Annotated in this window: 15 protein-coding genes; 12 read left to right on the forward strand and 3 right to left on the reverse strand. The window is 37.9% G+C overall.

Annotation, left to right across the window (positions count from 1 at the left end; translation table 11 throughout):
- Positions 1 to 11: 11 nt before the first annotated feature.
- The 3 genes from I2F17_RS08105 to I2F17_RS08115 all read right to left on the reverse strand — a co-directional run bounded on the left by I2F17_RS08105 (position 12) and on the right by I2F17_RS08115 (position 1,747).
- A complete protein-coding gene (locus I2F17_RS08105) occupies positions 12 to 716 on the reverse strand; it encodes an FKBP-type peptidyl-prolyl cis-trans isomerase (RefSeq protein ID WP_211139546.1) in 705 nt (234 codons plus the stop codon).
- A 52-nt stretch (positions 717 to 768) separates the two neighbouring features.
- Positions 769 to 1,458, reverse strand: a complete 690-nt coding sequence (locus tag I2F17_RS08110; RefSeq protein WP_211139547.1) for an FKBP-type peptidyl-prolyl cis-trans isomerase — start codon at positions 1,456 to 1,458, stop codon at positions 769 to 771.
- 97 nt (positions 1,459 to 1,555) lie between these two features.
- Entirely contained in the window at positions 1,556 to 1,747 is a 192-nt protein-coding gene (locus tag I2F17_RS08115; RefSeq protein ID WP_211139548.1) for a hypothetical protein, read from the reverse strand.
- Here I2F17_RS08115 and tviB point away from each other — a divergent pair.
- From tviB to galE, 12 genes are all read left to right on the forward strand, one after another.
- Positions 1,739 to 3,016: a Vi polysaccharide biosynthesis UDP-N-acetylglucosamine C-6 dehydrogenase TviB gene (gene tviB / locus I2F17_RS08120; protein ID WP_211139549.1), complete on the forward strand. Its 1,278-nt coding sequence runs from the start codon at positions 1,739 to 1,741 to the stop codon at positions 3,014 to 3,016. The two genes, I2F17_RS08115 and tviB, sit on opposite strands and share 9 nt — an antisense overlap.
- A gap of 6 nt (positions 3,017 to 3,022) precedes the next feature.
- The gene (locus I2F17_RS08125; RefSeq protein WP_211139550.1) at positions 3,023 to 4,285 is read left to right on the forward strand and encodes a lipopolysaccharide biosynthesis protein; all 1,263 of its coding nucleotides are present in this window, start codon (positions 3,023 to 3,025) and stop codon (positions 4,283 to 4,285) included.
- Positions 4,286 to 4,295: 10 nt separating this feature from the next.
- Positions 4,296 to 5,261 carry a glycosyltransferase gene (locus I2F17_RS08130; protein WP_211139551.1) on the forward strand — a complete coding sequence of 322 codons (966 nt, stop codon included), beginning with the start codon at positions 4,296 to 4,298 and terminating at the stop codon, positions 5,259 to 5,261.
- Positions 5,258 to 6,349, forward strand: coding sequence for a glycosyltransferase family 4 protein (locus I2F17_RS08135; RefSeq protein ID WP_211139552.1), 1,092 nt, complete (start codon positions 5,258 to 5,260; stop codon positions 6,347 to 6,349). Before I2F17_RS08130 ends, I2F17_RS08135 begins: the two co-directional genes overlap by 4 nt.
- On the forward strand, positions 6,346 to 7,431 hold the full coding sequence (locus tag I2F17_RS08140; RefSeq protein ID WP_211139553.1) for a glycosyltransferase: 1,086 nt from the start codon (positions 6,346 to 6,348) through the stop codon (positions 7,429 to 7,431). The genes I2F17_RS08135 and I2F17_RS08140 overlap by 4 nt, the downstream gene beginning before the upstream one ends.
- 3 nt (positions 7,432 to 7,434) lie before the next feature.
- Positions 7,435 to 8,475 (forward strand): NAD-dependent epimerase/dehydratase family protein, encoded by a 1,041-nt coding sequence (locus tag I2F17_RS08145; protein ID WP_196423332.1) that lies wholly within the window; start codon positions 7,435 to 7,437, stop codon positions 8,473 to 8,475.
- Positions 8,472 to 9,608 carry a glycosyltransferase family 4 protein gene (locus I2F17_RS08150; RefSeq protein ID WP_328705928.1) on the forward strand — a complete coding sequence of 379 codons (1,137 nt, stop codon included), beginning with the start codon at positions 8,472 to 8,474 and terminating at the stop codon, positions 9,606 to 9,608. The genes I2F17_RS08145 and I2F17_RS08150 overlap by 4 nt, the downstream gene beginning before the upstream one ends.
- A 130-nt stretch (positions 9,609 to 9,738) precedes the next feature.
- On the forward strand, positions 9,739 to 10,356 hold the full coding sequence (locus I2F17_RS08155) for a sugar transferase (protein ID WP_196423334.1): 618 nt from the start codon (positions 9,739 to 9,741) through the stop codon (positions 10,354 to 10,356).
- Between the two features lie 46 nt (positions 10,357 to 10,402).
- Complete coding sequence (gene galU, locus I2F17_RS08160) at positions 10,403 to 11,278, forward strand: UTP--glucose-1-phosphate uridylyltransferase GalU (protein WP_196423335.1); 876 nt, start codon at positions 10,403 to 10,405, stop codon at positions 11,276 to 11,278.
- A 12-nt stretch (positions 11,279 to 11,290) separates the two neighbouring features.
- Positions 11,291 to 12,550, forward strand: a complete 1,260-nt coding sequence (locus I2F17_RS08165; RefSeq protein WP_196423336.1) for a nucleotide sugar dehydrogenase — start codon at positions 11,291 to 11,293, stop codon at positions 12,548 to 12,550.
- Positions 12,547 to 14,220, forward strand: coding sequence for a glucose-6-phosphate isomerase (gene pgi, locus I2F17_RS08170; protein ID WP_211139554.1), 1,674 nt, complete (start codon positions 12,547 to 12,549; stop codon positions 14,218 to 14,220). Before I2F17_RS08165 ends, pgi begins: the two co-directional genes overlap by 4 nt.
- A complete protein-coding gene (galE, locus tag I2F17_RS08175; protein ID WP_211139555.1) occupies positions 14,213 to 15,232 on the forward strand; it encodes a UDP-glucose 4-epimerase GalE in 1,020 nt (339 codons plus the stop codon). Before pgi ends, galE begins: the two co-directional genes overlap by 8 nt.
- Positions 15,233 to 15,245 lie beyond the last annotated feature (13 nt).

Here is a 15,245-nt window from a genome sequence, read left to right on the forward strand (position 1 = left end):
AGTCACCTATATTATTCTGCAACTTTAATCAGTTCAACATCAAAAATTAAAGTACTGTCTGGCTCAATTGCATCGCCTGCACCAATAGCACCATAACCTAATTTGGCTGGAATAAAAAAGCGAGATTTACCTCCCTCTTTCATGGTACCCAAACCTTGTGCAAGGCCTGTGATTACTTCATTAATTTTTAAAGTTACAGGTTGCTGACGTGCAATGGAGCTATCAAAAACAGTACCATCAATTAAGCGACCTTCATAATTAATAGTGACTGTACTGTCTTTGCTTGGGCTACGACCTGTACCTGCATTCAGTACTAGGTATTGAAGGCCTGTATCTGTGGTAATAACCCCAGTTTTTTTTGCGTTATCTGCTAAAAACTGTTCACTTTCACGATTATTTTTTTCTGAAACACGCTGTAGCGCATTTAATTCTTTTGCTTCTGATTGTTTTTTATATCGATCAAGAACTTTCATCATCTCTTGTTCTGATAAAGCAGGTTGTCGACCTTTAGCTGCGCTACTTAAACCTTGAATAAATGCATCAAGATTAATTCCTTGTAAGGCATCTGCATTATTTTTTCCCAATAAATAACCCAAACTGTAGCCCGCTTGATCACCTTGTGGGCTACTTGATATCACCGTATTATTGTTCGGTACTGCCATCAGTGAGCTAGATATACTGACCATGGTACACAAGACTAAAATATTCTTTATCATTTCATGACCTCTAAATTAAAAATGGAGAGCATTACCGCTCTCCATCATCTGATTATTTGACTGAGATGAGGTCGACTTTAAAAATCAACACGCTATTTGCAGGAATACTGCCGACACTGTGTTCGCCATAACCTAATTTAGCAGGGACATAAAGCATCATGCTACCGCCTTCTTTAATCATTGGTAAACCTTCAACCCAACCTGGAATGGTCGATGCAAGTGGTAAATCGACAGGTTCATTACGCTTAAATGAGCTGTCAAATACTGTTCCATCTACAAGCTTGCCTTCATAATTGACTTTCACAGTAGACATGGCAGTAGGAGATTTCCCTGTACCTTCTTTTAGAATTTGGTATTGCAGTCCTGAAGCTGTGGTTTTAATATCTGGTTTCTTTGCATTGTCTGCCAAGAATGTATCATTTTTTGCATTTAATGATTTTGCTTTTTCTTCTAATGTTTTTTGATACGCAGTCAATGCATTTTTAACGTCTTCTTCACTATAACGCGCTGTTTTATGTGACTTGCCATCTTCAATGCCTTTGGCAAGTTGCTTGCTGTCTATTTCTTCTGGCAACTGTGAACCGAGTTGGTAGCCTTGAGTGTAGCTTAAAACTTTAATTGGGTCTGTTGTTTTTGCAACTTTTGGTTTTTGTTCTGCTTCATCGTGTTTTGAACAAGCGACAGGCAGGAGTGCCATGCCAGTTAAAAGAACCGCAACAGAAACAGGTAAAATCTTACTCATAGTGATATCCTAACATCTACATTTTTATCATACTGCGAAGTATGATGTGACTTATTAAACCAAGCATATAACGTATTGTATCGAAACGATATGCTTTTTATGTGAAAGCAAGAAGCTTAAGTGAAAAAAGCTGTTGAAAAACTGTAAAAGCCCCCTTAAATTTTAACTTTTTTTCGCTACATTTTTCAAAAACAAAAATCGCAAATTCTGCTATATTAACGCCTTGACCGATCGCTGAAAGGTCACCAAAAAAAATATTAATTTTTAGGATAAAAACCATATGTTGCAACACCCTCACCTTCGTATTGCAGTGGTTGGACTAGGCTATGTTGGCCTGCCTTTAGCTGTTGAATTTGGTAAACAGGTCGCAACAGTTGGGTTTGATATTCAAGAAAAGCGTATTACAGCTTTACGTCAAGGACATGATCACACTTTGGAAACATCGGCTGATGAATTGGCTCAAGCCACGCATCTAAGCTATAGCACCACTATTGAAGATTTAGCAGAATGTAATTTTTTTATTGTGACAGTACCTACACCAATCGATCAGTATAAACAGCCCGATTTAATGCCTTTGATTCATGCCTCAAAAAGTATTGCAACTGTATTAAAAAAAGGCGATATCGTTGTATATGAGTCTACAGTCTATCCCGGTGCAACAGAGGAAGTCTGTATTCCTATACTCGAAGAAATATCTAGATTACGCTTTAATCAAGATTTTTTTGCAGGTTATAGCCCTGAACGTATTAATCCGGGTGATAAACAACACCGAGTGACCAATATCTTAAAAATTACATCTGGCTCAACACCAGAAACAGCAGAATATATTGATTCTGTTTATCGGTTAATTATTCAAGCAGGGACTTATAAAGCAACCACCATTAAGGTCGCGGAAGCAGCCAAAGTGATTGAAAATACACAACGTGATGTCAATATTGCATTGATCAATGAGCTTGCGCTGATCTTTAATAAAATGGGTATAGACACAGAGGAAGTTTTACAAGCAGCAGGTACGAAATGGAATTTTTTACCTTTTCGCCCAGGGTTGGTCGGAGGGCACTGTATTGGAGTGGACCCGTATTATTTAACTCATAAAGCGCAAGCCATTGGATATCATCCAGAAATCATTTTGGCAGGTCGACGTTTAAATGATGGTATGGCAAGTTATGTGGTCACACAATTGATCAAAACGATGATCAAAAAACGAATACAAGTAGAAGAGGCAAAGGTTTTGGTCTTAGGGCTGAGTTTTAAAGAAAATTGCCCAGATGTCAGAAATACAAAAGTAATTGATATTGTTAAAGAATTAAAAGAATATCATATTGATGTAGATATTTATGACCCATGGGTAGATACACACGATGTGATGCATGAGTATGGCGTTAGTTTAATTGATACACCTAAACAGCAATATTATGATGCTGTTGTATTGGCTGTAGCACATGATCAATTCAAAACCTTGACACAACCCCAAATTGCACAAATGGCAAAAACTAATTTTGTATTGTATGACTTAAAGTATGTGTTACCAAAGCATGTTGTTGATATTCGTTTGTAGTCACATATGAAAAAAGTATATCGTAATTCACTGTGGATGATGTCTGAAAAGCTATTGTCTATTGTGGGGCTAATTTTTGTGACATCATTTGTAGCACGATACATTGGCCCTGAAAACTTTGGTAAATTAACGTTTGCGACGTCTATTTTTGCGATTGTACAAACCCTTGCCATGTTTGGTTCAGACAATATTATTTTTCAAAAAACCAGCCAACGCCGTGCAACAGGTGAGCGTATTATTGCTGCCACTAAACATACACGCAATGTATTTTATGTGCTCTTTGCCACTGTTGTTTTGGGGTATTTATATTTTTCTGTCGATCAATTGACCTTCATTTTTTCATTGGCCTCTTGTGTGGCCGTGTATTTTGCATTGCACGATGTTTATAACATCTATTTTAATGCGACCCTACAGTCACATTTAAATACATTGTGTAATGTCACGGCAATACTGGTGAGTTTAGCGGTACGTTATGCAATTGCAATGTGGCAGTTACCTGTTGAGTACTTAAGTGTTCCGATTATATTGGTGACCTTCATTCCATTTGTCATGCGCCGTATATTGTTTGAAAAGTATAAAACGACTCAACTTTACTCACTAAAGCAACGCCATACACAATATCGCAATTACATGCTTGGGGTCGGTAAAAAATTGGTTTTATATAGTTTATCTGTTGCCATTTTTACTAAAACATCACAATTGTTTTTAGGGTTGTCGTCACAGCATGATTTAGGTATTTATACTGTAGCCATGACTTTAGGTGCAAGTTTTTACTTTGTGCTTAATGCATTGATTTCTTCATTTTTAACTCAGATTTATGCAGAAAAATCATTTGAACACAGCCAAGTGATGGTGGCACGTTTAAATAGTATTGTGGCAGGAGTCGCTTTATCGGCATTGATGTTCTTTGCACTTTTTGGACATTTAATTGTTGATTGGCTGTATGGGCCAGCCTATGTAGAAGTGAATCATATTTTAATTCCTGCAGTGATAGTGACTTTATTTTCGGGCTTATCTACTGTGGCAGAAAAATATTTAATTAAATTTAATGCATATGACTATTTGCATAAAAAAACCATATTGTTGGTCTTGTTTAACGTGGTTTTAACGTACAGTGCAATTCATTTTTATGGCCTAAATGGTGCTATTTGGGCGATTTTAGTCACTGAATTGATGTCATTAACCTTGTTTAATTATTTTTATAAAAATGCTGTGATCTTGAACACGCATATACGTATGTTTAAACCTTCGACTTATCGACACTTGTAGGCGCATGATCATGCAACTAAGCTTAATTATTCCGATCTATAAGGTGGAATCTTATATTGAGGCATGTATACAAAGTGTATGTATGCAATTACCACAAGATGGTGTTGAAATTATACTAATCAATGATGGTACACCAGATCAGTCGATGTATTTGGCACGTGAGTATTTACAAAGACAATCCGCTTTTGTACAACAACAGTTTAAATGTATTGATCAGCAAAATATGGGATTAAGTGGTGCACGCAATACAGGTTTAGCGCATGCAACAGGGCAGTATGTGGCTTTTTTAGATGCAGATGATGTACTCAAAGCCGATTATTTCCAAGAGATTTTAAGTATTTTAAATGCTCATCCCATGCTTGATCTTATACAATTTCAAGCAGAACGAATTGATGATCAGGGTAAACATTATGCCTTTTTGAGTACAGTGCCCTATACAGGATATCAGCAACTGACCAATGATATGTATTTGAATTTATTTAATCGCTCAGCATGGTTTTCTTGGCTTCGGGTATACCATCGTGATTTATTTAAAGACATACAATTTCCTGTTGGTCGTAATTATGAAGATGCATATACCACGCCATTTTTATTTTTAAATGCGAAAAATATCTATTTTAGTCATACAGTTTTATTGCAATATCGCATAAATGCACAAGGTATTACTGCCACAAAATCTACAAAAAATATTGATGACTTAGGGCAATGTGCGTTGCATTATCTTGCTTATTTGAAGCAATACCCTGTACTCACACCTACACTTATTTCAATCAGCCAATCTTACATTTATGACAGTTTAAGTGCTGAAGGGTACGATTATGCGTGTTTACGTTGGTCGAAACTTAAGCCGTGTATTGAGCAAGCACAAATCGACCATCGCTTACTACATAATCGCGGTAATCGTTTATTTTTACGCTTTGGCGTTTATTTTTTAGCGGTCGACCGTATTTTACGTCTGTGGGGGTTAAAATCATGACCACACAAAATATTTGTTTTTTGATTGGTAATTTGAATTTGTCGGGCGGTACTGAACGTGTAACTACGGTATTGGCCAACGCATTGGTCGAAGATGTAAATACACAGGTACATATTTTAAATATTTATGCAGGTGATCAGCCTTTTTTTGATTTATCTTACCGTGTAAAAAATCATGCATTGTTTACTGAAAAAGTGTCGATGAAAAAACATGCAATGTCTAGCATATTTAAGATTCGTAACTATGTAAAAACCCATCAAATTCATAGCTTGATTGTGGTCGATAGTATTTCTTGCGTCTTTACGGTACCTGCATTATATGGTTTAAAAGTACAACATATTTGTTGGGAGCATTTTAGTTTTCATGTAGATCTGAATCAAAAATTTCGCCGTTGGGGTCGTAAACTCGCATCACGCTATTGCGATGAGATAGTGACTTTAACACAACATGATTTAGCACAATGGAAACTGCACTTACCACATCATAAAGCACAGATTCGCTGTATTTATAATCCACTTCCTTTTAACGTGCAAACATCCACAGTTCCGCAACATAAAACAGTGCTAAGTGTGGGACGTTTACGACATGAAAAAGGTTTTGATCTGTTATTAAAGGCATGGGCTGTTGTACAAGAATATTATCCAGATTGGAATTTAAAAATTGTGGGTTCTGGGGTCGAACAAAAGGCATTACATACACATGCGCAGACATTAAATATTTCTGATTCTGTTGTATTTTGTCCTGCAACCGCAAACCTTTTTCCGCATTATCAGCAGGCGGGTATATATGTACTTAGTTCTCGTTCAGAAGGCTTTGGCATGGTGTTGCTAGAAGCAATGGCTTTTGGCTTGCCAATTGTGGCGTTTAAATGTCCTGTGGGCCCTAAAGAAATTTTACAGCACACACAAAATATTGTGGTAGAGCCTGAAAACTATAAGGCTTTGGCAGAAGGTTTAATGCAATTTATGCAAGATCCAGTACAGTATCAGGCATGTGCTCAGCGCAATAAAATAGATGTTACAGCGTATGATGTGTCTCATGTGGTGCAAGAGTGGCAACGTATCATGCATAGGAATGATACGCGATGAAAATTTTATTGGTCATTACCGGTCTAGGTTTAGGTGGTGCTGAACATGTGGTGCTGAATTTAGCAACACAGCTACTTAAGCGTGGACATCAGGTTAAAATTGCCTACTTGAAAGGACAGGTCAGACTGAAAGTACCTGAACATATTCAGACATATGCATTGGGTTTAGATTCCATGTTGCATTTACCTAAAGTGGTGCGCCGTTTTAGACAATTGCTTAAAGAATTTCAACCCGACATAGTACATGCACATTTATTTCATGCGATGATCTTCTCTCGCATAATGCGTATGTGTGGCGGTATGTATCCATTAATTTGTACAGCACATAGTACTGCTGTTGGGGGCAAACTACGGTGCAGGCTATATGGTTATACAGATGCTTTATCTGATCTAAATACCAATGTGAGTTATGAGGCAACGCAACATTTTATTGCACAAGGTGCTTTTTCAACCCAACGTAGTACAACTGTCACCAATGGTATAGATACAACTAAATTTATTTATGATGTGCAGGATCGAACACAGTATCGTCAACAGTATCATCTGACTGAACAAGACGTTGTTTTTATGGCGGTAGGGCGTTTTAACGTAGCCAAAGATTATGACAATCTCATCGATGCTTTTGCACAGTACAAAAATCCAAACAAAAAATTATTTATTATTGGTGATGGGGTACTACGTGAGCATATTACACGTTTGATACAACAGCAACAATTGAGTGCACAGGTAACTTTGGTTGGAGCACAGTTCCACGTGGAACATTGGTTGCCTATGGCAGATATTTTTGTATTGTCATCGGCATGGGAAGGCTTTGGTTTAGTGGTTGCAGAAGCGATGAGCTGTGAACGGGTCGTGATTGCAACAGATTGTGGTGGAGTCAAAGAAGTGTTGGCGTGTTCTGAATGGTTAGTTCCACCAAAAAATAGTCAAGCATTGGCTGAAAAAATGTCTGCTGCGGGTCGTTTAACGGTCTGTGAAAAAGCGCAGATTGGACAAAAACATCGTCAACGTATTCAAGCACATTATAGTCTTGAGAACATGTGTGACCATTGGGTCAAGATCTATCAAACGTATTTAGGATAAACCATGACAACAGCATATCAACAACAATGTGAACAATTGAAGCAGCAGCCAAAAACATGGTTAATCACAGGGGTTGCAGGGTTTATTGGTTCCAATCTACTCGAAAAACTACTCAAACTTAACCAAAATGTGGTTGGTCTAGACAATTTTTCTACAGGTTTTCAGCATAATTTAGATCAAGTACAACGTGCTGTTACTTCAACACAGTGGCAACGTTTTTCCTTGATTCAAGGAGACATTTGTTGCTTGGCCGATTGTGAACATGCCTGTCGTGATATCGATTATGTTTTGCATCAAGCTGCGCTAGGCTCGGTACCCCGTTCAATTGAACAGCCGATTGCCACGAATTCAACAAATATTGATGGCTTTTTAAATATGTTGGTGGCTGCAAAAAATGCACAGGTTAAAAACTTTGTCTATGCAGCGAGTAGTTCAACGTATGGTGATCACACCGCACTACCTAAACAAGAAGATATTATTGGGCAACCGCTATCTCCTTATGCAGTGACAAAATATGTTAATGAGCTGTATGCCAGTGTGTTTAAACGCAGTTATGATTTTAACTCGATTGGTTTACGTTACTTTAATATATTTGGTCCAAGACAAACCCCTGAAGGAGCATATGCGGCCGTTATTCCTCAGTGGACAGCTGCGATGATTGCACAAAAAAACGTGTTTATTAATGGCGATGGCCACACCAGTCGAGATTTTAATTTTGTCGATAATGCAGTACAGGCAAATATTTTGGCAGCATGTAGTACAGATGTGAATGCTTTAAATCAAATTTATAATGTTGCAGTAGGTGGCCGTACTACACTAAATGAATTGGTTGAGTTACTCAAAGAAAACTTAGCTAAACATGCAGTGAATTATACACAAGCAGTGATATACAGAGATTTTCGTGCAGGCGATGTTAAACACTCACAAGCAGATATCAGTAAAATTGAACAGCGTTTAGGCTATGTGGCTGAGTTTAATTTAGCACAAGGGATTGAGCGTGCTATGCCTTGGTACATTTCACATTTACAAGGCCAACTGTCGTGAAAAAGTTTTGTATTATTTCTAATGATTTATATACAGTGCGTAATTTAAGAGCAGATCTGTTGGCTGATTTGGCAGAAAAATCTTATCAGATTCATATTTTAGTGCCAAATATTACAGATTGCCCTCGGGAGCAAGCCTATTTTAAACAACTTGGTTACCACATACATCCATATTTTTTAAAAAAAACAGGCACGAATCCAATACACGATAGTCAGACTATTTTTAGTTTATATCAACAACTCAAACGTATTCAGCCACATAAAGTTTTAAGCTATACCATTAAACCTGCCATGTACGGTACGCTTGCTGCTTATATGGCAGGTGTTGCAGAACGCTATATTTTACTGAGTGGGTTAGGTTATGCATTTCAGACTACACATACTGGTTATTTTAAATATATTAAAAAAATATTCGATCGGTTGTTTCGTTTTAGCCTGTCGAAAGCCACACGCGTGATTTTTCAAAATTCTGATGATTTAGCTTTGATTGAACAATTAGGGCATTTAAACAACGTTTCTACGGGCGTTGTTAGTGGATCTGGGGTGAATATGAATCATTTTTCACGTCAACCATTAGTACAAGATCACCTGAAAAATAATCTTCCTGTATTTGTCATGATTGCTCGTTTATTACGAGACAAAGGCATTTACGAATATATGGAAGCTGTACAACACATTAAAAAAACGTACCCTGATGCAGTGTTTCATTTGGTGGGTTGGATTGATCAAAACCCAGAAGCGATTCATACATCTTTACTTGATGATTGGATTGATGAGGGCTTAATCAATTATTGGGGCAAGTTAGATGATGTGCGATCTGTGATTGCACAAAGTAATATTATGGTGTTGCCTTCTTATAGAGAAGGTACGCCACGTTCAGTATTGGAAGCCATGGCGATGGGACGGGCAGTGATTACAACTAATGCACCGGGTTGTAAAGAAACCATTGTTGATGGGGTCAATGGTTATCAAGTCAGTGTGGGTTCGGCCAATGACCTAGCACAAGCAATGCAAAAAATAATCATTCAGCCTCACGATATTACTCGTATGGGGCAAGCATCATATGACATGGTGAAAACACGTTATGATGTGAACTTGGTCAACCAACACATGATTGCATTAATGCAGTGTTAATTTTACCTTTTGTTCTGATGAATGCTGTTACGATCGTACCGATATCGGGTAAAATACGCACGCATTCATCATTTTTTGAAGTAAGACACCATTTTATGGGACTATGCCCTGAATGGTTGAGGTCATCACCATGTGTAAACGCGTTATTGATATTGTCATTGCATCTATTGCATTGGTGCTATTGTCTCCTTTGTTTTTGTATGTCATGTGGAAAGTGAAAAAGAATATGGGCTCTCCTGTATTTTTTTATCAAGAACGCCCAGGTAAAGATGGCAAGCTATTTAAAATGATGAAGTTTCGTTCGATGAAAGATGCGTATGACGAACAGGGTCAAGCCTTGCCTGATGAAGCACGTATTACATCTTTTGGGCAAAAACTACGCTCAACGAGTTTGGATGAAATGCCACAATTATTAAATGTAATAAAAGGGGATATGAGTGTGGTTGGCCCCCGTCCTATGCTCAAAGATTTTGTCGCGTTATACTCACCTGAACAGGCCCGTCGTTTATTGGTTCGTCCGGGCATGACCGGCTTGGCACAAATTAGTGGGCGTAATGAATTAGATTACGATGAACGTTTTAAACTCGATGTATGGTATGTTGATCATAGAAATATATTGATTGATTTTAAAATTATGTTTAAAACAGTATGGGTTATGCTAAAAAAAGAAGGTGTCAATGCGCCAGGCCATGTTGGGCCATCACTGTTTAAAGGAAACTCTTCAGAGGAATCTAAAAAAGAGACCTAATATCAATTACTGTTAAATATTATTAATGAAGTAAAGTAGAGTCGTTATGATTACAAAAGCTATTCTTCCTGTTGCTGGTTTAGGAACACGTTTTTTACCTGCAAGTAAATCAATTCCAAAAGAAATGGTCACTGTGGTAGATCGCCCTGCCATTGAGTATGTGGTGAAAGAAGCGGTTGCAGCAGGAATCAAGCAAATTATTTTAGTCACGCACTCATCAAAAGCATCAATTGAAAATTATTTTGATCGTAATTTTGAGCTTGAGACTACCCTTGAAAATAAAAAGAAATATGATTTGTTGGCTGAGATTCAGCATATCGTACCGAGTGATGTCTCTATTGTTAGTGTAAGACAACCACAACCCTTAGGTTTAGGCCATGCAGTACTGTGTGCCAAAGATATTGTGGGCGGTGAAGATTTTGCAGTGTTGCTACCTGACGTTTTAGTGAAAGACCAAACAGAACACAGTGACTTGGCACAAATGGTCGAACGCTTTAAGCAAACACATGCAGCGCAAATTATGGTTGAAGCCGTCCCTGAGCATTTAGTCAACCAATATGGAATTGTCGATGTTGCGCAATCCCCAGCGGTTGGGCAAAGTGTAAAAATGAAAGGGATTGTTGAAAAACCTGCTGTTGATCAAGCCCCAAGTAATTTATCTGTTATTGGTCGTTATATTTTACCGGCTAAAGTAATGCAAATTTTAGAAACAACACCTAAGGGTGCGGGCAATGAAATTCAATTGACAGATGCCATTGCACAATTACAAAATGAAGAAACTGTCGAAGCATTTCGTATGCAAGGTCAAACATTCGACTGTGGAAGTAAACTTGGCTACTTAAAAGCCGTATTACATTATGGTGTGTCACATCCAAAACTGGGTGAAGACTTCCAACAATTGATTAAAGAGCTTCAATTATAATAAGGATTCGTCATGAAAATTGCAGTTTATGGAACGACATTACATGCAGGCGTCATGGCGAGCTTATTTGCAGAGTATGGGCACCAAGTTTTTTGGTGCCAATATCCAACTGACAAAGATTTTTGCTCAGTGGTGTATCAAGATAAAGCCGTAAATGAGCTGATTAACAAACAGATGGTACGAAAAAATTTACACATCTGTTCAGCCTGTGACGTTTCTGTTGCGGTTGATACATACTTTTTTGCTTTTAACTCGCATGAATATGCACTGGCACAATACGTATTAAAAGATATTCAAAACAAACCAGTAATTCATCCAAAATTGATGATCAATGGATCAAGTTTTGGTTTAGAAGGTACGAAAAAATTACAAGCCCTTGCAACAAAAGATGACTGGTGTTATTTACCAGACACCATACAAGAAGGCAATACCTTAGATAGTGTGACGAAAGTTGAACATATTGTTATTGGGGTAGATGGTGACGCTGCCAAGCAAAAAATAAAAGAAGTATTACGTCCATTTTATCATGCAAATCATCACTATTTATTCATGCCCATTTTAGATGCCGAATTCACCAAACTTAGTGTTTCTGGCATGTTGGCCACTCGTATTAGTTATATGAATGATTTAGCACAAGTTGCAGAAAAACTAAATATTGATATTGCCAACGTGCGTTTAGGATTAGGCGCAGATTCTCGCATTGGTTCTGCATATATCGCTCCGGGTGTAGGATTTGGCGGAGAGAATTTTTCACAAGATATTTTGACACTCACACAAACCATTGAAGAAACAGGCATAAAAAGTGATTTGCTTGAACAGGTTTGGGCGATCAATGAACAACAAAAAGAGCTTTTATTTCGAAAGCTATGGCAATACTACCAATGTGATCTCAAAGGCAAAGTGGTTGCCATTTGGGGGGCATCATTTAAAGAAAATACACCACGCATTAACTTTTCACCGATTCATACTATGTTAGAAGCCCTATGGGCACAAGGTGTAACAGTTCAGTTACATGATCCCGAGGCGTTGCCTTTGATTGCTAAAAAGTATGGGTCACGTGAAGATTTAGTGTTGTGTGAGTCTCGCTATGAGGCGGTAGAAAATGCCGATGCACTATGTTTGCTGACGGCATGGAAACAATATTTAAGTCTAGATTATACCCGCTTACATCAATTAATGAAGCACCCACTCATACTAGATGGCCGTAATGTTTATGATGCAGCCTATGTGAAATCACAAGGCTTTGCATATGAAGGAGTTGGACGAATATGAGCGATCAAATTACCCGCTTCCCTAAAGAGGCAATTAATACCCCTTATAACCATTTAAAAAAACGCTCAGATGAACTCGCGTCTATACATCTAACAGATTTATTTCAGCAAGATTCAAACCGTTTTCAACATTTTTCACTTTCATTACATGGTTTAACTTTAGATTATAGTAAGCAACGTGTCGACCAATATGTAATGAATGAACTGATGGCCTTTGCTAAACAGCAAAAGTTAGAAGACTGGATTAAACGCTTATTTTCACAAGAGCAAATTAACTATACAGAACAAAGAGCAGTGATGCATTGGGCATTACGACTCCCACAAAACAGCACAGAACATACAGCAGTAGCTCGGCAAGTACATGAACAACTAGAAAGAATGTACAAGCTCGTGGATAAAATTCATGCTGGGCAATACCGAGGTGTGACCGGTGAAGTCATTCAAGATGTAGTCAACATTGGTGTGGGGGGGTCAGATCTTGGGCCATTGATGGTCAGCCATGCATTATCTGATTTTAAGGTAAATACAAAAAATGCTTTAAAAATGCATTTTGTATCTACGATGGATGGCACACAACTGTCAGATATTTTGCATCAAATTCGTCCTGAAACCACCTTATTTATTGTGTCATCGAAATCATTTGGTACCATTGATACGCTCTCAAATGCACAAACCGCACGTTTGTGGCTACAAAAAGCACTCGGTGATGACGATAAAGTGGTAAAAAGTCATTTTGTTGGAGTGTCTACAAAACCTGAAAAAATGACAGCATGGGGAATTGCGCCACATCGCCAATTTAAACTGTGGGATTGGGTTGGAGGAAGATACTCTTTATGGTCATGTATTGGTTTGCCTATTGCCTTAACCATTGGTGTAGAAGGGTTTAAAGACTTTTTAGCAGGTGCGTATGCAGTAGATCAACATTTTCAACATGCGCCTTTTGAACAAAATATGCCTGTGATTTTGGCCTTATTAGGAATTTGGAATACTAATTTTCTTAATATTCCAACCCATGCCGTACTACCATATGATGGCCGTTTAAAATACTTTACATCTTACCTACAGCAATTAGAAATGGAGTCGAATGGTAAAACCATTCAAAGAGATGGCCATAAAATAAAACAAACCACATGCCCAATTATTTGGGGTGAAGTTGGGCCGAATGCACAACATGCGTTCTATCAACTTTTACATCAAGGTACACACTCTGTAAGTTGTGACTTTATTGCACCAGTACAGCGCTATAATGCAAAACAGTTTACTTATGCAGACAATGCTGAGGCATTGGTCATTCAGCATCATTTGGCTTTGTCAAATTGTTTAGCACAAGCCCGTTTATTGGCATTTGGTAATGATGTCTTAGCGAAAGATGAAATAGATCATCTGCCTGATTACAAACAGTATGAAGGGAATCGACCAAGTAGCACAATGCTGATGAATGAATTGAATCCTCATAATTTAGGAATGATGATTGCTTTATACGAACATAAAGTTTTTGTGCAATCTGTCATGTGGAACATCAATGCATTTGATCAATGGGGTGTAGAAAAAGGTAAAGAAATTGCGAATCAATTATTGCCTGTACTCAATGGTGAAACCACAGATCTTTCACAATTTGACGACTCAACACGCGGTTTATTAGAAATATTATTAGGAAAAAATCATGGCTAATATTTTAGTCACAGGCGGTGCAGGTTTTATTGGTTCTCACACCTGTTTAGCATTGCTTGAAGCAAAACACACGGTGATTGTGATTGATAACTTAAAGAATAGTTCAATACGTGCATTACAGCGTGTCGAAAAATTGGCTCAAAAGACGCTCACTTTTGTCGAAGGTGATATTCGTGATGAAAATATTCTAGATCAAATTTTTGCACAACATCAAATTGATGCCGTGATTCACTTTGCTGGACTCAAAGCGGTTGGTGAAAGTCAAGAATTTCCATTGTCATATTTTGAACATAACATTGCAGGAAGTATTTGTTTATTCAAAGCCATGGAAAAAGCGGGTGTTTTTCGTATAGTATTTAGTTCATCTGCAACCGTATACGGTGATCAACATCCGTCACCGTTACATGAGTCTATGCCCACGGCCATGCCAAATAATAACTATGGTTACACCAAGTTGATGGTTGAGCAGTTATTAGAAAAATTGGCTATTGCCGATTCGCGTTGGTCAATTGCATTACTGCGTTATTTTAACCCAGTGGGTGCACATGCTAGCGGTGAAATTGGTGAAGACCCACAAGGTATACCAAATAACCTGATGCCATATGTCACACAAGTGGCTGTTGGTCAGCGAGAGAAACTATCTATTTTTGGTCATGATTACAATACCCCCGATGGTACAGGTGTACGTGATTACATTCATGTTGTTGATCTTGCAGATGCGCATTTGTGTGCGTTAGATCACCGTTTAAATACGACAGGATGTAGAGCATGGAATATTGGTACAGGGCAGGGGATTTCAGTCTTAGAAATTAAAAATACTTTTGAAGAAGTGAACGGTGTAAATATTCCATTTGCTTTTTCACCTCGCCGTGAAGGTGATGTTGCAGTATGTTTTGCCGATAATCAACGTGCAGTAGATGAACTCGGTTGGACGCCAAAATATCATTTAAAAGATATGTTAAAAGATAGTTGGCATTGGCAAAAGAAAAACCCTAAAGGGTATGCCTGTTAACTCAAACTAAAAA

This window comes from Acinetobacter baretiae (genome assembly GCF_015627105.1).
Taxonomy (GTDB): domain Bacteria; phylum Pseudomonadota; class Gammaproteobacteria; order Pseudomonadales; family Moraxellaceae; genus Acinetobacter; species Acinetobacter baretiae.